Below are 21,041 nucleotides of genomic sequence, written 5' to 3' on the forward strand. Positions count from 1 at the left end.
TGGAAGGATTGATAGATTTTAAGGCACTGGAAGTTCAGTGTTAGTTCTACGAAAAGAACTCTCTTTATTGTCACAGACATGTAACTTTTAAGTTAAAGAGTAAGAAACTTAAAAACTCAAAAACTTAAAAACTAAAGACCTTAAAAAGATATTAAGGTGGTTATAGCATTGGGGTTCCACCTCTTCCCATTCCGAACAGAGAAGTTAAGCCCAATCACGCCGATGGTACTGCGTAAAAGTGGGAGAGTAGGTAGCCGCCGTTTTAGAAAGTGAAGAGACTCGGTTCCGAAAGGAATCGGGTCTTTTTTTGTTTATAAGATTTATAACCGTTATTCTTTGATAAGAAGTATCAATCAATCATCATTTCTTAAAAAGAAATACTACCTTTGTGAATATGATTTCTTATATATTGCAATAGAATATATTATTCCAAACATACAGTTATGCAAACAATCCAAATATCAAGTTTAGAAAATATCCGTGAAGCTGCGAAAGAATTCATTGCAGCAATGGACGATAGAACTGTTTTTGCTTTTCGTGGAAATATGGGCGCTGGTAAAACAACTTTTATCAAAGCAATTTGCGAAGAATTAGGAGTTGAAGATGTAATAAACAGTCCTACATTTGCCATAGTAAATGAATATAGAAGCGATGAAACTGGTGAATTAATATATCATTTTGATTTTTACAGAATCAATAAGTTGAGTGAAGCTGAAGATATAGGAACTGAAGATTATTTCTATAGCGGAGCTTTATGTTTCATTGAATGGCCTGAAAAGATTGAAGAACTTTTACCTGGCGATGTGGTTGAAGTTAATATATCAGAGAATCCTGATGGAACTAGAACTGTAACCGTAGATTAAAGATATTATAAGACAGATAAAATGAATCCTACAGATTATTTTATATTTGTTTTGTTTATAGCATTAGGCTGCTTCTCTATGATAGCAGCCTTATTTAATTTAGACTGGTATTTCCGTACTAGTGCAGCGCAAAGCTTTGTGAATTGGTTTGGACGAAAAGGTGCACGAATATTTTATTTGCTCTTGGGTGTTTTACTAATAATTTGTGGCTGTTTAGGTATCATTTATTGGTAGATTGAGCTAAATTTTCAGTATTTTTGTCCTCAATCATAATTCGTAAGTAGTTGATTTTATCGGTTTGTAAATTTTAGAGTTTTTCTGATGGATTAACGCAATAACTTATAAACTTACAAGCTCGGAAACAAAAGAACTAAATACCTGTATAATGAAATATTTAATAACTCCTCCTAGTTATCCAATTAAAGCATCGGTAAAACTGCCGGCATCAAAGAGTATCAGTAACCGAGCGTTAATATTGAATGCACTAAGTTATAGCCCTTATGATATAAGCAATCTTTCTGATTGTGATGATACGGAAGTAATGGTTCGTGCTCTTAACTCAAATGATTCTACATTTGATATTAAGGCTGCAGGAACTGCTATGCGTTTTATGACCGCTTTTCTATCTAAAATTGTAGGGGAATGGGTATTGACAGGTTCCGAAAGAATGAAGAATCGTCCAATCCGGATTCTGGTTGATGCTTTGAATTCTGTAGGAGCAAGAATAGAATATTTGGAGAAAGAAGGTTTTCCTCCTTTGAAGATATATGGGTCAGCATTGAACGGTGGAGAAATTGAACTTGACGGTAGTGTTAGTTCTCAATATATTTCAGCCTTACTTATGGTAGCTCCTTTAATGAAGGATGGGTTGAAACTGAAACTGAAAGGTGATATTATTTCCAGACCTTATATTAATATTACCTTGAAGATGATGGAGGCTTTTGGCGTTTCTGCAGATTGGAAAGGAAATATTATAGAGGTGAAGCCACAGGACTATAATCCTGTTCCATATACGGTGGAATCAGATTGGAGTGCTGCATCATATTGGTATGAAATAAAATCTTTCTCAGAATCTTCGGAAATTGAATTGTGCGGATTGTTTGAAAATAGTCTTCAAGGAGATTCTTTCGGCGCAAGATTGTTTGAACAATTGGGTGTTGTAACGGAGTTTGATAAAGGAACAGGAGTTAAGTTGATTTCTTCTGGAAAATCATGTGATATGCTGGAAGCTGATTTGGTAAATATTCCGGATTTGGCTCAGACTTTTGTTGTGGCAAGTGTTATGAAAGGAGTTCCTTTCCGTTTCAGTGGTTTGCAGAGCTTGAAGATTAAGGAAACAGATAGAATAACAGCGTTGAAGAATGAGTGCAAGAAATTAGGCTATGTTTTGAATGACTACAATGATTCTGTTTTGGAATGGACCGGTGAGAGATGCGCAGCAGATGATATACCTGTTATCAGCACTTATGAAGATCACAGAATGGCAATGTCGTTTGCTCCGGCAGCTTTATTGTTGCCTAAAGGTATAGTTATAGATGAGCCTGGTGTTGTATCGAAGAGTTATCCTGCTTTTTGGAATGATTTAAAAGGTGCGGGAATAGATGTCAGGGAAGCTTGAAATAAGGAGTTAATAAGACAAGAAGGAATATATTATTTCTGTATCCTTGTCAACTTGTCCCCCTATCAACTATAAACTCATAAACTTAAAAACTCATAAACTCAAATGATATATATAATATTAAGTCTATTGGTATTGGGTGTTGTTTCTGCCATTATAGGTTATTTAAGAAACAAGAAGCTTCAGGGTATGTTGGAACGTGGAGAAATAGATTCAATCCCTGAGCCGCAAGAACTGACGGAAGAATGTTGTGGGCAACACGAGACTTGTGAGAAAGACAGTCTTCTTGCCGCTGTAAGTAAAGGAATAGAATATTATAACGATGAAGAACTGGACCGTTTTAAAGGTCTTGAAGGTGATGCATATTCTGAAGAAGAAGTTGAAGAGTTTCGTGAGGTTCTTTATACTTTGCAGGAGACAGAAGTTGCTGGCTGGATAAGAAGTTTGCAATTGAGAAATGTGAATCTTCCGGATGCTCTTAAAGATGAAGCTTTCCTTATAGTTGGCGAGAGGAGACATTGATATGGAATTATTGGAATATGCTTTTTTCCGTAATGCATTGCTTGGTTGTATGCTTACAGCTATAGTGTGTGGTTTGGTAGGTACATATATTGTTTCCCGACGTTTGGTGTTTATAAGTGGTGGAATAACTCATGCTTCATTTGGTGGACTTGGATTAGGTTTTTATCTTGGAATAAATCCAGTATTATCAGCTTTGTTTTTTGCGGTGATGTCAGCTTTAGGCGTAGCATGGATGAGCCGTTCCAGAGGATTGAGAGAAGACTCTGCAATAGCAGGAGTGTGGTCATTAGGTATGGCTTTGGGAGTAATATTTATATCATTGTCTCCCGGATATGCACCTGATATGTCGAACTATCTGTTTGGAAATATCCTGATGGTTACTTCCGGAGATATTATAGCATTGGCAGCTTTTGCACTTTTACTCTTTATAATGTTTGCATTTTGGCAGCGAGAAATTGTGTATGTCGCGTTTGATTCTGATTTTGCTCATACTGTAAATCTTCCGGTAAAATTCTTGGAATATCTGATGATGTGTATTGTGGCTGTGGCAATAGTCCTTTCTATACGTCTGGTTGGGATAATGCTTCTTATGAGTATGCTTACATTACCTCAGACAATAATGAATATGTGGTGTTCTGACTTTAAAAAGATAGCTATTGGTAGTGTTTTGATAGGTTTTTTGGGGTCTGTTGCAGGTTTATGCCTGTCTTACACAATGAATGTACCATCTGGTGCGTTTATAATACTGATTTATGTATTGATGTTCTTCGTTTCGGCGGGAATAAAGGCTGCATTAAATAAATTAATAAACAGAAAACTCGTTTGAAAAGTATACGCTACATATTGTTTTTTCTTCTTCTTTGTATTGTGGCAGGTTGTTCTACAAAGAAGAATACGGCTGCCAGCAGGTTTTATCATGCTTTGACATCACGTTATAATATTTATTATAACGGTAAAGTCTCTTTTGATGAAGCCTTGAAGGCACAGCAGACAGGTTATCAGGAAAACTATACCGAAATGATTCTGATGTATCCGGTTAGTTCTTTGCCAAAAGATAAGGCAGAGCCTGGTGGTCCGTTCGACCGTGCAATTGAGAAAAGCAATAAGGCTATAAAGCTGCACTCTATAAAGACTAAACCTAAAAAGAAACCAGGATGGAGAAACGATCCAAAGCAGCGTAAATTGCAGGAACAGGAAGAATACAATCCTTTCTTGAAGAATTGCTGGATGATGCTGGGAGAGGCTCAGTTTTATAACGGAGATTTCCTGCAAGCTTCAGCTACGTTTTCGTATATTTCTCGTCACTATGCTACAGATGAGACAATTGTTGCTGAATCCAGATTATGGCAGGCTCGTTGCTATTCGGAAATGGGATGGATGTATGAAGCCGAGGATATTCTTACAAAACTGAATACTGGAGGAATACCTGATAAGACCAGACCTTATTATGAAACAGTTTATGCTGATTATTTGATTAAGAATGGAAACTTTGAAGAAGCCATTCCTTATATGAAAACAGCCATAAAGGCTGAGAAAAGCCGTTTACAGAAAAGCCGTATGAAATATCTGCTTGGTCAGATGTATGCTGAATTGGGAAGAAATGCGGAGGCTTATAAATATTTTGGAGAAGTTGCCCGTTCAAATCCTCCATATGATTTGGAATTTGCTGCACGAATACGCCAGACAGAGGTTTATGTTGGTGCAGACAACCGTAAAGTTGTACGAATGCTTGAGCGTATGGCTCGTAATCCTAAAAATAAAGAATTGCTGGATCAGGTGTATTACGCTTTGGGTAATGTTTATATTTCGAAGCAAGACACTGCAAATGCGATAAAGAATTATGAGCTGGGCGTTGAGAAAAGTGTTCGCAACGGTATGGATAAGGCTATTTGCCAGATTCGCTTGGGTGATTTGTATTTTAAGATGAAAGATTATATCAAGGCTCAACCAAACTTTAGCGGAGCCTTGTCTGGAATAAGCAAGGAATATAAGGATTACGACCGTATATCTAAACTTTCTGCAGTATTGGATGAACTTGTTGTTCATGCCGAAGCAGTGCAGCTACAGGATAGTTTGCAGACATTGGCCCGTATGCCGGAGGCTGAACGTCTTGCCGTAATTGATAAAATAATTGAAAAAGTAAAGAAGGAAGAGGAAGAAGCAAAGGCTCTTGCTGAGAAAGAAGCTTATCTTGCAGAGCAGGAAGCAAAGGGTAGTGGAATAGACCGTCCTGGAACTGAAGCCCAGACTGTTACTATACCTGTAGCAGGTGGTGGTTCTACATTCTATTTCTATAATACTCAGACTGTGTCACAGGGTAAAGCTCAATTCCAGAGAAAATGGGGACGAAGAGCTTTGGAAGATGACTGGCGTCGTCGTAACAAACAAATGTCCACTTTTGATGAACCTATGGATACTGAAGAAGGTGAGCTTGCTGATGGCGAAGGACAAGCAGTAGAAGGTGCTGCAATTACTGATTCGTCTGCCGTTGCTGCCGATGACCCTAAGAGCCGAGAGTTTTATCTCCAGCAATTGCCTATGACTCCAGAAGATGTGGAGGCTTCTAATATTATAATAATAGATGGCCTTTATAATATGGCTATGATTTATAAAGATAAGTTGGAAGATTTATCTCTAGCTATAGAAGGTTTTGAGGAACTTGAAAGAAGATTCCCAGAAAATTCCCATTTGCTTGAAAGTTATTATCAGCTTTATCTCCTTGCGTTAAGAACAAAAGATACTGCCTTGGCAAATAAATATAAAGAAAAGCTTATTGCTGCATTCCCTGAAAGTGATTATGCTGTTGCGATTGCTGATCCAAATTACGAGCGTAACATCAGAATGATGGATGTAGTTCAGGATTCATTGTATGAAGCAACATACAACCGCTATCTTGCTACAGATGTGGAAACAGTAAGGCGAAACTTCAAGTATATGCAGGAAAAATATCCATTGGCTAAACTTATGCCTAAGTTTATGTTCCTGGATGCCTTGACTTATGTACAAACAGGAGATGCCGAAGGGTTCAAGACTGCATTAAAGGCTTTGGTAGAGAAATATCCGGATGCAGATGTAATAGACCTTGCCGGTGAAATGCTTAAAGGAGTTCTCCGCGGTAGAGCAATGGTACAAGGAGGAGTTACCGGTATGACATGGAATCTTCGTTTTGGAGCTGAGGGTGATATGGTATCTGCGGCTGACTCAGCAAGGACATTCAATTCGGAAAAGAATACACCTTATCGTATGATGTTGGTTTATTCTGTTGGTGATGTTGATAAAAATCGTCTTCTGTTCAATGTCGCTGCATATAACTTTGCTAATTTCATGGTTAAGGAACTTGATGTGACAATTGAGGAACAAGGACCTGTAGGAATGCTTCATATCAGTGGTTTCTATAGTTTTGATGAGGCTTTGCAATATTATCGTATGATATATGATAAGGATGGATATGCAAGCGCTTTGGATAAAGCTGTAATAGCTTTGCCTATATCAGAAGATAACTATGAAACATTGATGCACGGTAAGACATTAGATGAATATATGGTATTCTTCGATGAGAATTTCGGTAATGAAGCAAAGGCAATATCTGCTAGATGGAAAGCTCGTAAAGAAACGGAGATAACGAGAGCTGAAAGTCCGGATAAGGATGATAAGGAAGTTTCACCTGAAGTTCCTGTTGAAACACTTAAACCTCAAATCTTGCATATAGAAGTGCCGGAAGAGGAAGTGATAATTCATGTGGATACCGTAATTCCAGTCCTTTTGCCTGAACAGGTAAACCAGCCGGCTGTAGTTCCTGCTGTTGAGGAAGAGCAGGGTCTTACTTTGAAAGATATTGAGGAAATCCGTAAACGTGAAGCAGAAGCCGAAGAAGCTCGTCGTGAAGAAGCTCGTAAGGCTTTCGAAGAAGAACAAAAAGCAGAGAAAGAACTTCAGGAACGTCTTGCCAAAGAAAGAGCTGATTTGGAAAAGAAACGTGAAGAAGAGGAAAAAGCTCTGCTCAAAGCCAAGAAAGAGAAAGAAAGACAACTAGAGAAAGAACGTAAAGAAAAATTAAAGCAAGCTGAAGAAGAACGCGAAGCAAAACTTAAAGCTCGTGAACAGCTGCGTAAGGAAAAAGAACGAGAATACAAGGAAAGAATGAAGCAACTTGCGAAAGAACGCAAAGCCAAAGAAAGAGCATATAAACAGAAACTTAAAGAAAAAGAACGTGCTCGTAAGGCTGAGTTGGAAGCCAAGGAAAAGGCTCGCAAGCAAAAAAATAAACAAGAATGATTCTGATAACTGATACAAAAGATATAAAGGAAAAGAACCTTGTTGCCACTATCGGATTTTTCGACGGTGTCCATGCAGGACACCGCTCTCTGATAGGTGAGCTTAAACAGGAGGCTGCTAGAAGGAATATGGCATCTGCAGTAATTACTTTTGCTGTGCATCCTAGAATGGTTCTTAACACGGATTATAAGCCAGCTTTGTTGAGTTCATATTCTGAAAAGATAGCTTTACTTGATGCTACAGGTATAGACTATTGCATTGTTCTGGATTTTACCTATGAACTTTCCTGTTTATCAGCAAAAGATTTTATAGAGAAAGTACTGTATAAGGAGATGAATGTCCGAGTATTACTCATAGGTTATGACCATCGTTTCGGACACGACCGTAAGGATGGTTTTGAGCAGTATGTTTCATATGGAAAGGCGTGTGGAATGGATGTGCTTCGTGCTTCTTGTCTTGAGACACCAGGTGAGATTGTCAGTTCTTCTGTTATCAGACGTCTTATATCATGTGGAAAAGTTGCTGAAGCTGCGGATTTTCTTACCTATTATTATTCAATAACGGGAAAAGTTGTGGAAGGACATAAATTGGGAAGAACTATTGGTTTCCCAACAGCTAATATTTTACCTGATGAACCATTAAAACTAATCCCATCTCCAGGAGTATATGCAGTTCGTTTATATATGGATAATTTATATTATAATGGAATGCTTTATATAGGAAATCGTCCGACAGTAAATAACGGTAGCGATGTTTCAATAGAGGTTAATATTTTTGACTTTTCTGGAGATTTATATGGCAAAACCGTAACTGTAAGTTTTATTTCCAGAACGAGAGATGATATCCGTTTCGAATCAATAGATGAGCTTAAGGCTCAGTTGGAGAAGGATAAAGGGGAGTGCCGGAAGGAGTTAAGGAGTCAAGAAGTCAAGTAGAAATATCTATCTACTGAAACCTTGTCAACTCGTTAACTCGTCAACTTCTCCACTTATCAACTAATAAACTCAAAAACTCAAAAACTCAAAAACTCAAAAACTCAAAAATATGTTCTACTATTCAATAGACCTCTTGAAGAAAATGATTTCCATTCCGTCTTTCAGTCGGGATGAAACAAAAGTCGCCGATTTTTTGGAAAATGAATGGCGCAGTAAAGGACATAAAGTTTCCCGAGTAGGGAATAATATCATACTTACAGATGGAAATCTGGATTTGAGCAAGCCTACAATATTACTAAATTCACATATAGATACAGTCAAGCCTGTTTCGGGTTGGACAAAAGACTCATTTACTCCTGAAGAAACAGAGGATGAGCGTTTGTATGGACTGGGAAGCAATGATGCAGGAGCAAGTGTAGTATCTCTCTATTCAGCCTTTTGCAGATTGACAGAGCATGAGCAACCTTATAATCTTATATTCCTTGCTTCATGTGAAGAGGAAGTTTCAGGTAAGAATGGTATCGAAGCCGCATTAAAACAATTGCCTCCAATATCTTTTGCTGTTGTAGGTGAACCAACAGGAATGCATCCTGCTGTAGCTGAAAAAGGACTAATGGTACTAGATTGCGTGGCAAAGGGAAAGGCTGGACATGCTGCACGAAATGAGGGTGTGAATGCTATCTACAAAGCTATGAAAGATATCGAATGGTTCGCAACATACCAGTTCCCTGAGAAAAGTGATTTTCTTGGTCCGGTTAAGATGAGTGTAACGGTTGTGAATGCCGGCACGCAGCACAATGTTGTTCCTGACCGTTGCGAGTTTGTGGTGGACGTTCGTTCCAATGAGTGTTATTCTAATGAAGAACTATATCGTCTGATACAGCAGAATGTAGAATGCGAGGTTACGCCACGCAGCTTCAGACTTAACTCTTCAAGGACTGATTTGAATCATCCTTTTGTTCGTCGTGCGGTAATGATGGGACTTGAACCATTCGGCTCACCAACTTTGAGTGACCAGGCACTGATGTCGTTTCCTTCTGTTAAGATTGGTCCGGGTCAATCATCCCGTTCACATTCGGCAGATGAATATATTTGTCTGATGGAAATACGTGAGGCTATTGAGGTTTATGTCCGTTTGCTTGATGGCCTGCATATTTAGTTAACAAGTTGACATGGCTTCAGATGCAAGGATTGGAATTAACCTTGTTAACTTTTGCCTATAAAATCTGTTATTATGGGTTTGCTTAAGAAAACATTTTCCACTATTGTCTCGCGCTATTTGGCTGCAGCATTGAACTTTGCAATAATAATCATTAATGCAAAGCTATTAGGTGCCGAAGGCGTGGGAAGAATAGGCATAATATTGGCTTCCGTAAATCTTGCTGTTATGCTGAACAGTATGTTTTGCGGAAGCACAATTGTATATTTTATGCAACAATATACTATGCGGCGTATAATGTTTCCTTCTTACCTGTGGATTATGTTTGTTTCAGCCATTTCATCTTTTGTTATGATGTGGTTGGGAATGATTCCTTCTGAATATACTATTGTAGTATATATTCTCACGCTTCTGAACTCGCTTGTTGCAGCTAATTCCCGTTTTCTTTTAGGGAAGGACAATGTGAAAGCATTTAATATTGTTTTTCTTCTTCAAAGCGCTTTCCTTTTTTTCATACTGATGTTTATATATTATATCATCGGTTCGCATGAGGTGACAGATTATATAAACGGCATGTATATTTCCAACTTTACGGCTTTAGCAGTAAGCGCTGTTTATTTATATAAACCTTATCGGGAAGAAAAAGATACAAATACAACACCTTATTCACAGGTTTTCCGTCGTATGTTTACATATGGAATATGGAGTAATGCCGATAATATGGCGGAGTCAATATCAACACGCCTGAGCTATTTCTTTGTAAATACTTGGGCAGGACTTTCGTCTGTTGGATTATTGGACGGAGCAACCCGTATTTCCGAAAGCGTATGGCACATAAGCCGTGCTGTAGGTTATATTGCTAATAGCGAAGTGGCACGCAGCGAAACAAAATCCCATGGCCGTAGTGTTACTTTAAAGCTTTTGAAGCTTACATTCTTCTCAACGTTTGCTCTTATGGGAGTTATTCTTCTTATCCCTGAGAAATTATTTACGGCTTATATATTCAGTTCTCAATTTGAGGGTATTACTGTGGTTATACGTTGTCTTGCTCCAGGTATAATAGCAGCAGCCTGTAACACCGTTTTATGTCAGTATTTCATAGCTGGTGGAATGATAAAATATAGCGCCATCAGCTCTATCTTCGGACTTGTTGCCGCATCTCTTTTCGGAGTTATATTTGTTCCTGCTTATGGAGTTGCAGGAGGAGCTGCGGCAACATCTGCCGGTTATTGCGTGATGGCGCTAAGCAATTATATTTTCTTTTCAACCAAAGCTTGAACCACGTTCAGAACATAGTCGCCAAGCTTTTCACTTTCGCTTACCATATCCATGTAGTAAACACCGTCCTGATACTGGTAAAGCTTGTTGTTGATATCTTCGATATTCTTAGCCTTCAACTGAGAACGATAGTTGTTTATTTCGTTTTCGATATTGTAAGAAGGATTGATATCGCTGTGAGTTTGGTCTGTTTTGTGGATTAAGACATTCATTCTGTCCAATGCCTGAGAAACGAGAGCAAACATTCTGTCAATATGTTCGTTTTGTTCCTGAGTGAAAGAAGACTTGTGTTCATTTCTTCTCTTGATGCTTCTTGCAAGGTTGTTACAAGAGTCGGCAATACTTTCAATTTCAGAAACTGCACGAAGCATAACTCGTATTTCTTCTTTACTTTCCGAGCTCAATCGACCTTCAGAAACCGCAGTAAGGTAGTTGGCGATTTCAATTTCCATTCGGTCACTGATATTCTCGTATTTCTCGATACGGTTATATATTTTCAGGAAAGCTTCTTCGTTCTTTTCATAGAACAACTCTTTTACCATGTTGAACATTTTACCGGTACGTTCAGCAAACAGAGTGATTTCTTTCTGAGCCTGAAGAACTGAAAGCTCAGATGTTGAAAGCATACCACCAGTGATGAATCTGAGTCTGTATTCTTCCTCATCTTCTTTAGGTTTGATAAGCCATGATACAGCTTTTTCGATGTAATTTACAAACCATATCATGATAAAAGTATTACAGATGTTGAAACATGTATGGAACACTGAAAGTTTAAAAGGCACAGCAACTGCAGGATCTGTTACGTGCATTCCCTTTTCTACGATGAGAGAAACAAGAGAAGTGAAAGGATAGAAAACCAACAATACCCAGCAAACGCCGAATACGTTGAACAGGAAGTGTGCCAGTGCAGCACGGCGAGCTTGTGTATTACCTGTAAGTGCCGCAATGTTTGCAGTGATTGTTGTTCCGATGTTTTCACCCAAAACAAGCGCAATACCAAGCTGGTAATCAATCCAGCCGTTTGCACAAAGAATAAGAGTAATTGCCATTGTTGCTGAAGAAGACTGAACAATGACAGTCATTATAGTACCGATTAAAAGGAAAATCAGGATTGAGAAGAATCCCATGTCTGCGAAGCTCTGCACAAAAGCAAGCATATCTGGATTTGCACTCAGGTCCGGTGCGGAAGTCTTAAGGCTTTCAAGTCCCATGAAAAGGAACGAGAAACCGAAAATAATCTCACCCAGAGATTTTCTGGAGCTTTTGTTGGAGAAAAGGAGTGGAATACCGAATGCCAGAAGCGGCAGCGCAAACACAGAAATGTTGACTTTGAAACCGAGAGTTGAGATAATCCATGCGGTAACGGTTGTACCGATGTTTGCTCCCATGATAACGCCAATAGATTGGCCAAGAGTAAGTAGACCAGCATTAACAAAGCTTACAACCATAACGGTTGTTGCGGAAGAGGACTGAATCAGAGCGGTTATCAGTAACCCCGTTAAAACTCCCGTGACTCTGTTTGTGGTCATTGCCGTAAGAATTTTACGGAGCCTGTCGCCCGCAAATTTCTGCAATCCTTCACTCATGACCTTCATACCATAAAGGAAGAAGGCTAACGATCCCAATAATTTCAGGAGGTCGAAAAATGAATATTCCATTAAAATAAAGTTTAAGTGGATTGATTATCCGATTAATATTCCTAACTTGGGAGACAAATATACGAAATTAAATTAAGTTAACAAGGTGACAAGGGCACAAGTTGACGAGGGAATTATGGAACAAATAGACGAGATTCTTTTCCCTTGTATCAGAAGCCTTGTTCCTATGTCAACTTATAAACTCAAAAATTCAAATCATGCCCACAATAACAATTTACTGCAAGAACACTTCCACCTATAAGGAAGTACCGATGGGAGCATCACTAGCCGAAATATACACAGCAATCGGAGCTCCTCTGCATTATCGTCCTATGAATGCTCAGGTTAATAACCGTACATGCTCACTAAGTTTCCGTTGTTGGCAACCGAAAGATATCGAGTATGTCGATTATACAAGTATGTCCGGAATGAGAACATATCTGCGCTCGCTTTGTCATATATTCTCCAAAGCTGTACATGATATTTTCCCTAATGCAAGCCTGAAGTTGGAACATGCTGTTTCCAAAGGTTATTTCTGTGTTATCAACAATGGCGAAAACCCGATAGGAGAGGAAGATATAAAACGGATAAAGGACAGAATGCAGGATATTATCAACGCAGATATTCCTTTCATCCGTCGTTCTATTCACACAACGGATGCGATAACTCTTTTCAACGAACATAATATGCCCGATAAAGCCCGGCTTATTGAAACAACCGGAATGCTTTATACGACTTACTACGACTTGGACGGATATATAAATTATTTCTACGGCAGTCTTACTCCGTCGACAGGATATATTCATCTGTTCGACCTTATGCCTTATTCCGGTGGAATCCTGCTGCGTGTTCCAAGCCGAAAGAATCCTATGGAACTTGAGCCTTTCGTCCGTCAGGATAAAATGCTGAATGTATATAAGGAGCATCTTTTGTTTCAGGATGCTTTGGATTTGAGTAATGTCGGTGACCTTAATATGGCAATCAAAAAAGGAAAAGCAGCCGGAGTGATTATGATTTCCGAGGCTTTGCAGGAAAAACAGATTGCTCATATTGCCGATGAGATTGCTGAAAGATATGCCGATGGCGTGCGCATTGTCCTTATTGCCGGTCCGTCTTCTTCCGGAAAGACAACAACTTGCAAACGATTGGAAATACAGCTTGCCACAAACCGCCTCAGTCCTGTAGGAATTTCTCTGGATGATTATTTCGTGAATAGGGAAGACACTCCTAAAGACGAAAACGGAGATTATGACTTTGAATCACTTTATGCTCTGGACCTCGATTATTTCAACAGTGATTTGAACAAATTAGTTTCCGGAGAAGAAATAGAATTGCCGTCGTTCGATTTCAATACAGGCAAACGTGTGTATAAAGGCAAGAAGTTGAAATTGAAGAAAAACTCAGTTATAGTAATTGAGGGAATACATGCTTTGAATCCTGAGCTTACTTCACATATTCCGGATAAACTTAAATATCGTGTTTATGTTTCGGCTCTAACTTCAATTTCCTTGGATGATCATAACTGGATTCCAACAACTGACAACCGACTTATCCGACGTATTGTGCGCGACAGTAAATTCCGCGGTTATTCTGCCGAAGATACAATAATGCGCTGGCCAAGTGTGCGCCGTGGTGAGGACAAATGGATTTTCCCTTATCAGGAAAATGCCGATGCTATGCTCAACAGCGCGATGCTTTATGAGCTTGCAGTTCTTCGTCCGTATGTCGAACCAGTGCTGAACGAAGTACCGGAATCTTCTCCTGCATATACCGAAGCATATCGCCTTCGCCGCTTCCTGCAATATTTCAAATGTATTCCGGAATCTGAAATTCCTATGACTTCTCTGTTGAGGGAATTTCTGGGAGGAGGAAAGTTTGAGTATTAAATAATTTAAGTTTCGCAAGTTGCTCAACTTAAAAGTTAACAAGGCTTCAGATACAAGTTGACAAGGTCAGAACACCTATAATTTCACGAATTATTATCCAACAATCTTGTCAACTTGTATTCTTGTCAACTTGTTATCTGGAAGTTGAGCTTGCGAAACTTGAATTATAATCTTACGTTTGTTATTGGAGCTTGAATAGTACCGGAATAGTATATCTTACATTGACAACTTGTCCATCATGTTTGCCAGGTTTCCATTTAGGCATATTCTCGATTACGCGAATTGCTTCCTTGTCCAATAGTGGGTCGACGCCACGGAGAACTTCAACATTGTTTATGCTTCCATCCTTGTCCACCACCATCGCAAGAATTACTCTACCCTGAATGCCTTTTTCCTGAGCTTCGACCGGATATTTTATTTCTTTTGAGATGAATTTCAAAAGACCGTCAAGTCCTCCGGGAAATTCCGGCATTTCATCCACTACTGTGAATACTTTGTTACTGCCTTCCGTAGTGCTCTCAACTTTCCTGTTCTCCTGTCTGTTTTTTTCTGTAACTGTTATTCCGGCATAGGCATCCTTGACAGGAATATTTTCAAGTCTGATTTTCATCCCATCCTGAATATCTTTTACAGCAATTTCCCTAGACTGGAAAGAAGGAAAACCAATTGATAAAGTATCGTCAGTTGACGCTTCAATAGTGAATTCTCCATTCGAATCAGATATCGTTCCGAGATTTGTTCCTTTGATTACAACCGTAGCACCCATAATAATTCCCGAATCGTCAACAACAAAAGCTTTGACCTTTGTTTTTGACGCTTCATCCGATGTTACGTTTTGCTTCGATTGCGGAGAATTGCAATAACTGAACAACAACATAAATCCTATAAGTGGAAGCAGCAGCAGACGCTTTGCTTTCTCGATTCTTTTTGAAGGCTTTTTGTTCATCATAATAATCCGATTTTTAACAGATAAAACATTAAAACTATTATATAAGTTAGCTGCAGCCTTATTATAACTTAAACCAAGAAGATGATATTGATAGCTTTTGCTGTCAATTCCACTGAGCAACACCTTGCGGTCTGCCAGATATTCCAGGTTGTCTCTCACCTCGCGTTTCAGCAACCATGCAAAAGGATTTATCCAACAGATGATAGTTACTATTTCTGCTATCAGAACATCAATTGTATGATATTGCGCTACGTGAGCTTTTTCGTGAAGCAGAATCTCTTCAAGTTCATTTTCTGAATGAGCTTTCGGATAAATGAATATATTGTTGAAAAACGAGAACGGACCTGAATATGACGGGAGCAGACAAACTTCCGTATCATTGATATTCGTTTTGTGGCATTTCAACGCCAGATTTATCAGAAACAGAAATTTGTAAACGAAACGGACTGACAACGCAATCCATCCTGCTGCGATTACAAAATATAACGATTGCCTGGCTATTTCTCCCCAGTTGATTCCAACCTGTTCCGCCTTTACTTCTATTTCCGGCAGAATCTGGCTGTAAAATCCGCTCAAACCGGCAATATATGATTCCGGTTCGATGAATTTTTGTATGCTTATCAGTGGGAAGATAATGGCTATTACCGGAAAGAACATCAGCAAAAACCTTCTCCACACCAGGAATGTGTCTTTTTCAAACATTAGCCGGTAAAATATGTAGAACACGGCTAATGCAATATTTATTTTAAGGTAATAAAGCATTTGAGTTTTTGAGTTTATAGGTTTGTAAGTTTATGAGTTGACGAGGGAACAAGGCTTCAGATACAAGGGGAAATTAACCCTTGTTCCCTTGTCAACCTGTCAACCGTTGGATTCGTCCTTTCCCTTCTCAATCATATTAATAATCTCGTCCAAATCTTCTTTTGAGATTTTCTCTTCTTTTGCGAAGAACGAAACAAGATCTTTATATGAGTTGCCGAAATATCCGGAAACAAACGAGCCTATGAAATTACTTTTATATTCTGATTGCTGAACAACCGGAGTATATTCATAAACATTACCAATATGTCTTCCTTTTATGTATTTCTTTTTCTCAAGATTTCTTACCACTGAAGCCAGTGTTGTGTATGGTGGTTTAGGATCTTCATACAGGTTCAGTATATCTCTGACGCAACATGCTTCAAGTTTCCAAATCATTTTCATTGCCTTTTCTTCTTGAGGAGTGAGCTTTTCCATATTTATTCTTTTTAATTGATTACTACTGTCGCAAATCTACGCATAATTCGTAATAGTGGTGTAAATAGAAGGTTAAAAGAATTTAAAAGGAAGAATTATATTATTTGGATGTTATTGGGCAAGTTTCTGATGGTGCAACTTTATTGGCGTTGTGCAATGTTTAGTTTCTGTATTTTATATTGTTTTCATAACTCTTTGTGGCAGTTTTCATATCTCTTGATAGGAATGGCAATAATTGTTTTCGCCACAGCTGTGGAGAGATTAAATCACAGTTGTGGCGAAATTAGGTCACGGGTGTGATTTAATTAGGTCACAGCTGTGGCGAAACTAGTTGGGTAAATCTTAATAAACAGATAATAATTTATTCCTTGCCAACTTTCATCTAAAGCCTTGTCAACCTAATATTATCTGTTCATCACTTTCCTATATGTTTCCAATGTCTTCTTTGCCGTTTCTTCCCAAGTGAACAGGCGAACGCGCGACAATCCGGCGTTGATCAGTTCCTGTCTGCGCTCTTCATCTGAGCAAAGTCTTTTGATAGACTGATATATTGAGTCCGGATTTTCCGGTTGGAAATATTCTCCGGCTTCGGCAGCAACTTCCGGGAAACAACTGGCATTGCTCAATGCTACGGGACATTTGTTGATATAAGCTTCCAGAATAGGAATGCCGAAACCTTCATAAAGAGAAGGATAAACAAAAATGCGAGCCTGCTGATAAAGTTGTCCTAATTCAAAATCATTTGCCCGTATATGCATTATTCTGTCCGACAAACCTGAATCTTCGAAAAGCTTTATTTCTGCTTTCTTCCAGGCTTTTCCGGTACAGATAAGATGCAGAGCCTTATCTTCGTGAGCCAGACGCGAGAAGGCTTCGAAGAATGTTGCGAAATTTTTATATCCGTGGCGGTCGCCTACATATAATATATATTTCTCAGGAAGGCGGAGTCCGTTGTATGGAATCATTTCCTGAGCAATTCCGTGATATATTATGTCGATTTTTTCTTCCGGAACGTCAAAGAATCTGATAAGGTCAGCTTTTGTGCGTTGGCTGATTGCAATTATTCGCGAAGCATTACTTACGGTTTCCTTTTTCCAAGCCGTCATCTTGTCGGCATTGCCGAAATATTGCGGGAACAGTTCGTGATTCATATCATGAACTGTTATAACATAAGGCTTTCCTTTAGGCAGAACGTCCAGAAAATAAGGATTATAATACGTAGGATGGAAAATATCATAATCGCCTTTACGTATTTCTTTTTGGCTAACGGAAAGATTATATTTTTTAATCGGTCCTTTCAGCCATTTATAAGGTCTTTCCGGAAGATAAAGAGCAGGACAATTGCCGGAACTTTTCAAATAATGGTTTGTTGTAACGCCAAGTGAGAGCTTAACGTTGCAATCCAGCTTTTGTCTTAATTCGAAGAAATATCTTGAAATACCGCCAAACTTCTGCATCTCGAAAGTCTGATGGTCGAAAAGTACTGTTTGTTTGCTCATCTCTTTCTGTTTTTGACAATACGACGATAATTCTTTTCCCTTATTTTACCCAAATATGATTTCGGAATCATACTGTGGAGAGCTTCCTTCAGATGTACTCGCAGACATTTGAAGGCAAACCATATTTTCCATTTAGCAGTGTTTTCCACACCGTGTATGCGTGCATATTCTCTGTTTACCTGAAGTCGGTTCTTTGATGAGGCGCCTTGTTCGGATTCGAATCGTGCCACAACCTTTTCAACATAGTGGAATTTGCCGCCTTGCATATAATATCTGTAGAAAAAGGCATAGTCTGCTGCCAGACGGAACGAAGTGTCGAACTTCTCCTTTCTCATCAAGTCGCCGTCCACAAATACGGACTGATGGCAGAACGACATCTTTTTCCGGAGATAATCCACCGGTTTCGGAAGCATTTCTATTTCTCCGAAATCAAGGGCAAGAACGGTGTTCCCGTAAACAATCTTTGCTTCTCCATAATCCGTATTGGAGAAAAAGCTGGAGAGAACATTTCCGGAATAGAAATTATCGCCGGCATTCATGAAATTTATCCATTTCCCTTTTGCCAGTTTCAGCCCTTTGTTCATTGCGTCATAAATACCTTTGTCCGGTTCGCTGACTATGACCAGCGGAATATTCCTGTCGGCAAAATCCTTTTCCTTGCTGCGTATAAGCTGCAAAGTTGAGTCGGTGGATGCTCCGTCAATCAATATATATTCCAGATTAGGATAGTCTTGAGCCAGAACAGAATCCATCGTAGGAATTATGCAATTCTCGGCATTGAAACAAACTGTTATAACTGAAACCAGAGGATAAGATTCCATTTTTAGTTTTTGAGTTTATTAGTTTTTAAGTTTATTAGTTGACAAGTTTACAAGGCTTCAGATACAAGGTATTTATACTTATTCCCTTGTCAACTTGTTAACTTGTTCCCTTGTTAACTATCTTGATACATTGCTCTTTGTCAAAGCCCCGAGCCTCTGCATACGCACCAATCATCACACGTATGGTTTCTTCGTCCATTGGAAGACGTTCGAAGTTCTTGCAGCCTTTTTCCAAATTTACCTTTCCGAAAGTAAGGCGATTGAGGTCGATTATCTCAATCTTTATTTCCGGCAAATCATCGCGGAACAGAATATTTCCGGCTGAATAATCTTCGTGATACAAACCGGCTTCGTGCATACGTGCCGTTACTTTTCCTATTTCCTGTAATATTTCATTTTTCCTTTCAAATGATTTCTTTGCGAAATCACGGAAAGTGTAAGGACATTCCGATTTCAGGCAAACGAAATAACTTTTGTCGAACAGGCAGCAATTCCCTTTCGTTATAAAACCTACGGGTTGAGGCGAGCCAATTCCGTTTGAGCGGAACAACTCTGCATACTGATAAGCTCTTTCTGCCTTTGACGAGCGGAAATATTCATATACAATGCGGTTGATGAAATGCGGACGCTTGTATGATTTCACTATCATTGTGCCTTGAGGAGTTTCTTTCTCCCGCAATTCATTTCTCCCTTTATATATTGATATTCCATCATTGTCAAATGATTGAGGAAGATTATAAATCCAAGGCGAAAGACTTTTGAACTCTTCAGAAACAAAAACTTTCGATGGTGAGAAAATTCCGGATATGAAGTTTATTACACGCGACCATGTACGTCTGTAACGCAACGGACCGCCAAGGAAGCGGTGGAAAAACTCCGGATGCCTGCGGTTGAGAACAGCAATTACGTGTTTCTTCAAGGCTCTGTCGGTTACACGTTTAGAGCCTTCACGCACTCTGTAATGGAGAGCAATGTAAGGAAGTTTCCTGACTTCGCCGCCGTCTTTGAGCATGGAAATCCAGAATTCCCAGTCTTCGCGCGCTATAATTTCCTCACAATATCCTCCGATTCTTTCCCAGTCGGATTTGCGATACATAGCGCAAGTGTCCATTATGTTTTTTCTCGCTATAAGCTTAAGCGAGAAAGGAGGTAATTTCCATTCTCCACTTCTTGCACCGAAGAAGTCGGAGCGAGGCGCAACAACTTTAACCTCCGGATTGTCCTTCAGTATTGCTGCAGCATCGCCTATAAAAGTTGGCTCAACCAAATTGTCTGCATCCACCGGAAGAATATAGATGCCGTTTGCCTTTGAAATAGCATTGTTTCGGGCAGCACAAGCTCCTGCATTTTTCTGCGTGAACACTTTCACACGGCTGTCTTTTTCCGCAAAACTGCGTGCGACTGCCAGTGAATTGTCCTTCGAGCCATCGTCCATTACGATAACCTCAAATGAAGGATAGACCGACGACAAAACAGATTCCAGCGTTTCGGCAAGGAACGTTTCCATATTATAAACCGGAATAACCACGGAAACCATCGGAGACATATGATTTGAGTTTTTGAGTTTTTAAGTTTATTAGTTGGCAAGGCAAGCCTCTTGTTTCTGTAGCCTTGTTCCCTTGTCTCTGTATTATATCTTATCCAGCCCTTTTGTGAACTTCAGCCAGTAATATTTCAGAGGATTCGTATATTTCAACTGTTTCCACGGGCGACTGCTGTGCGGGCGGTGCCAAACAGGAAGATTGGTGAAAAGATAGTTTGTGAATCCTTCTTTCAGTGAACGGTGTGAGATTGTCACATCGTGCCAGTTCTTTTCCGGGTCCAAATTATGGAAATCAAATTTGTTGAGGAAGTTCAAAGTAAGAAGAGAACAGCAGAAACTTAGATGCTTTTTCTCGGCAAACACCATATTCTCTTTTCCTTTGGCAAAAAGATACGGATAATTGATTTCTCCTTTTTCATCAACAGTAACGGAAGCGGCAATTCCGCAGTCCTTTCTTTCCATTGCTCCGTCAAACAGTTTTTGGATTGTGTCCGGACGCACTACCACATCCGATTCGATAATCATCAGACCGGCTTCTTCAGCTTTGGCAAGCTCTTGCGAGCGCTGCAAAACCAGCAGATAGTTTGGTGACGGATGCGTAGTCAAATCCGAAAGATTCACCAGCGTGAATCCCATCTTTTCGGAAGCTTCCTTCAGACGTGCAGTATTCTCTTCGGTGCTGAAGTCATTATATATATAATATGTATATGGAACGGAAACGTCAGATGCTAAGATAGCTTCTGCCGTTTGTAGAGTCAACTCAATGGAATCTTTTACCGGAGTGATAATATGTAACTTCTTCATACAATAATGTATTCTG

The 21,041-nt window shown here is 39.3% G+C and carries 17 protein-coding genes and 1 rRNA gene; 11 read left to right on the plus strand and 7 right to left on the minus strand.

Annotated elements, in window-relative coordinates:
- Positions 1 to 152: 152 nt before the first annotated feature.
- The 10 genes from rrf (at position 153) to ACYIAR_RS09925 (ending at position 10,650) form a co-directional block, all read left to right on the plus strand.
- Positions 153 to 263: ribosomal RNA gene (rrf, locus tag ACYIAR_RS09880) — 5S ribosomal RNA — on the plus strand.
- A gap of 180 nt (positions 264 to 443) precedes the next feature.
- Positions 444 to 863, plus strand: a complete 420-nt coding sequence (tsaE, locus tag ACYIAR_RS09885) for a tRNA (adenosine(37)-N6)-threonylcarbamoyltransferase complex ATPase subunit type 1 TsaE (protein ID WP_480329297.1) — start codon at positions 444 to 446, stop codon at positions 861 to 863.
- Positions 864 to 884: 21 nt separating this feature from the next.
- The gene (locus ACYIAR_RS09890; protein WP_480329299.1) at positions 885 to 1,097 is read left to right on the plus strand and encodes an immunity 17 family protein; all 213 of its coding nucleotides are present in this window, start codon (positions 885 to 887) and stop codon (positions 1,095 to 1,097) included.
- A 151-nt stretch (positions 1,098 to 1,248) separates the two neighbouring features.
- A complete protein-coding gene (locus ACYIAR_RS09895; protein ID WP_480329301.1) occupies positions 1,249 to 2,481 on the plus strand; it encodes a 3-phosphoshikimate 1-carboxyvinyltransferase in 1,233 nt (410 codons plus the stop codon).
- 105 nt (positions 2,482 to 2,586) lie between these two features.
- Positions 2,587 to 3,003, plus strand: a complete 417-nt coding sequence (locus ACYIAR_RS09900; protein ID WP_480329303.1) for a phospholipase — start codon at positions 2,587 to 2,589, stop codon at positions 3,001 to 3,003.
- A gap of 1 nt (position 3,004) precedes the next feature.
- Positions 3,005 to 3,829 carry a metal ABC transporter permease gene (locus ACYIAR_RS09905; protein WP_480329305.1) on the plus strand — a complete coding sequence of 275 codons (825 nt, stop codon included), beginning with the start codon at positions 3,005 to 3,007 and terminating at the stop codon, positions 3,827 to 3,829.
- The gene (porW, locus tag ACYIAR_RS09910) at positions 3,826 to 7,278 is read left to right on the plus strand and encodes a type IX secretion system periplasmic lipoprotein PorW/SprE (protein ID WP_480329308.1); all 3,453 of its coding nucleotides are present in this window, start codon (positions 3,826 to 3,828) and stop codon (positions 7,276 to 7,278) included. The genes ACYIAR_RS09905 and porW overlap by 4 nt, the downstream gene beginning before the upstream one ends.
- Positions 7,275 to 8,213: a bifunctional riboflavin kinase/FAD synthetase gene (locus ACYIAR_RS09915; RefSeq protein ID WP_480329310.1), complete on the plus strand. Its 939-nt coding sequence runs from the start codon at positions 7,275 to 7,277 to the stop codon at positions 8,211 to 8,213. Before porW ends, ACYIAR_RS09915 begins: the two co-directional genes overlap by 4 nt.
- Positions 8,214 to 8,322: 109 nt before the next feature.
- Positions 8,323 to 9,372, plus strand: coding sequence for a M20 family metallo-hydrolase (locus ACYIAR_RS09920; protein ID WP_480329312.1), 1,050 nt, complete (start codon positions 8,323 to 8,325; stop codon positions 9,370 to 9,372).
- A 75-nt stretch (positions 9,373 to 9,447) separates the two neighbouring features.
- The gene (locus tag ACYIAR_RS09925; protein WP_480329314.1) at positions 9,448 to 10,650 is read left to right on the plus strand and encodes a lipopolysaccharide biosynthesis protein; all 1,203 of its coding nucleotides are present in this window, start codon (positions 9,448 to 9,450) and stop codon (positions 10,648 to 10,650) included.
- Here ACYIAR_RS09925 and ACYIAR_RS09930 read toward each other — a convergent pair.
- A complete protein-coding gene (locus ACYIAR_RS09930; protein ID WP_480329316.1) occupies positions 10,623 to 12,308 on the minus strand; it encodes a Na/Pi cotransporter family protein in 1,686 nt (561 codons plus the stop codon). The two genes, ACYIAR_RS09925 and ACYIAR_RS09930, sit on opposite strands and share 28 nt — an antisense overlap.
- 194 nt (positions 12,309 to 12,502) lie before the next feature.
- Between ACYIAR_RS09930 and ACYIAR_RS09935 the strand changes: the two genes are divergently transcribed.
- Positions 12,503 to 14,173, plus strand: coding sequence for a uridine kinase family protein (locus tag ACYIAR_RS09935; RefSeq protein WP_480333621.1), 1,671 nt, complete (start codon positions 12,503 to 12,505; stop codon positions 14,171 to 14,173).
- A 181-nt stretch (positions 14,174 to 14,354) separates the two neighbouring features.
- Here the strand turns inward: ACYIAR_RS09935 and ACYIAR_RS09940 are convergent, their stop codons facing one another.
- From ACYIAR_RS09940 to ACYIAR_RS09965, 6 genes are all read right to left on the minus strand, one after another.
- Complete coding sequence (locus ACYIAR_RS09940; protein WP_480329318.1) at positions 14,355 to 15,824, minus strand: TonB family protein; 1,470 nt, start codon at positions 15,822 to 15,824, stop codon at positions 14,355 to 14,357.
- A gap of 159 nt (positions 15,825 to 15,983) precedes the next feature.
- Positions 15,984 to 16,358 (minus strand): BlaI/MecI/CopY family transcriptional regulator, encoded by a 375-nt coding sequence (locus tag ACYIAR_RS09945; RefSeq protein ID WP_480329320.1) that lies wholly within the window; start codon positions 16,356 to 16,358, stop codon positions 15,984 to 15,986.
- Positions 16,359 to 16,762: 404 nt separating this feature from the next.
- On the minus strand, positions 16,763 to 17,857 hold the full coding sequence (locus ACYIAR_RS09950; protein WP_480329322.1) for a glycosyltransferase family 4 protein: 1,095 nt from the start codon (positions 17,855 to 17,857) through the stop codon (positions 16,763 to 16,765).
- Positions 17,854 to 18,678 (minus strand): glycosyltransferase family 2 protein, encoded by an 825-nt coding sequence (locus tag ACYIAR_RS09955; protein ID WP_480329324.1) that lies wholly within the window; start codon positions 18,676 to 18,678, stop codon positions 17,854 to 17,856. Before ACYIAR_RS09955 ends, ACYIAR_RS09950 begins: the two co-directional genes overlap by 4 nt.
- A gap of 97 nt (positions 18,679 to 18,775) precedes the next feature.
- The gene (locus ACYIAR_RS09960) at positions 18,776 to 20,224 is read right to left on the minus strand and encodes a glycosyltransferase (protein WP_480329326.1); all 1,449 of its coding nucleotides are present in this window, start codon (positions 20,222 to 20,224) and stop codon (positions 18,776 to 18,778) included.
- Positions 20,225 to 20,308: 84 nt separating this feature from the next.
- Positions 20,309 to 21,025 (minus strand): glycosyltransferase family 2 protein, encoded by a 717-nt coding sequence (locus ACYIAR_RS09965; RefSeq protein WP_480329328.1) that lies wholly within the window; start codon positions 21,023 to 21,025, stop codon positions 20,309 to 20,311.
- Positions 21,026 to 21,041: the final 16 nt, after the last annotated feature.

The sequence above is a fragment of the Parabacteroides sp. KHUB-01 genome (genome assembly GCF_056640935.1).

What these genes read in the sequence shown, in the direction of transcription:
- ACYIAR_RS09925 (WP_480329314.1), top strand. Translation starts at nt 9,448, where the DNA reads ATGGGTTTGCTTAAGAAAACATTTTCCACTATTGTCTCGCGCTATTTG.
- ACYIAR_RS09940 (WP_480329318.1), bottom strand. Translation starts at nt 15,824, where the DNA reads ATGTTTGAAAAAGACACATTCCTGGTGTGGAGAAGGTTTTTGCTGATG.
- ACYIAR_RS09930 (WP_480329316.1), bottom strand. Translation starts at nt 12,308, where the DNA reads ATGGAATATTCATTTTTCGACCTCCTGAAATTATTGGGATCGTTAGCC.
- ACYIAR_RS09955 (WP_480329324.1), bottom strand. Translation starts at nt 18,678, where the DNA reads ATGGAATCTTATCCTCTGGTTTCAGTTATAACAGTTTGTTTCAATGCC.
- ACYIAR_RS09960 (WP_480329326.1), bottom strand. Translation starts at nt 20,224, where the DNA reads ATGTCTCCGATGGTTTCCGTGGTTATTCCGGTTTATAATATGGAAACG.
- ACYIAR_RS09905 (WP_480329305.1), top strand. Translation starts at nt 3,005, where the DNA reads ATGGAATTATTGGAATATGCTTTTTTCCGTAATGCATTGCTTGGTTGT.
- ACYIAR_RS09965 (WP_480329328.1), bottom strand. Translation starts at nt 21,025, where the DNA reads ATGAAGAAGTTACATATTATCACTCCGGTAAAAGATTCCATTGAGTTG.
- ACYIAR_RS09915 (WP_480329310.1), top strand. Translation starts at nt 7,275, where the DNA reads ATGATTCTGATAACTGATACAAAAGATATAAAGGAAAAGAACCTTGTT.
- ACYIAR_RS09920 (WP_480329312.1), top strand. Translation starts at nt 8,323, where the DNA reads ATGTTCTACTATTCAATAGACCTCTTGAAGAAAATGATTTCCATTCCG.
- ACYIAR_RS09895 (WP_480329301.1), top strand. Translation starts at nt 1,249, where the DNA reads ATGAAATATTTAATAACTCCTCCTAGTTATCCAATTAAAGCATCGGTA.
- tsaE (WP_480329297.1), top strand. Translation starts at nt 444, where the DNA reads ATGCAAACAATCCAAATATCAAGTTTAGAAAATATCCGTGAAGCTGCG.
- ACYIAR_RS09950 (WP_480329322.1), bottom strand. Translation starts at nt 17,857, where the DNA reads ATGAGCAAACAAACAGTACTTTTCGACCATCAGACTTTCGAGATGCAG.
- ACYIAR_RS09945 (WP_480329320.1), bottom strand. Translation starts at nt 16,358, where the DNA reads ATGGAAAAGCTCACTCCTCAAGAAGAAAAGGCAATGAAAATGATTTGG.
- ACYIAR_RS09900 (WP_480329303.1), top strand. Translation starts at nt 2,587, where the DNA reads ATGATATATATAATATTAAGTCTATTGGTATTGGGTGTTGTTTCTGCC.
- ACYIAR_RS09890 (WP_480329299.1), top strand. Translation starts at nt 885, where the DNA reads ATGAATCCTACAGATTATTTTATATTTGTTTTGTTTATAGCATTAGGC.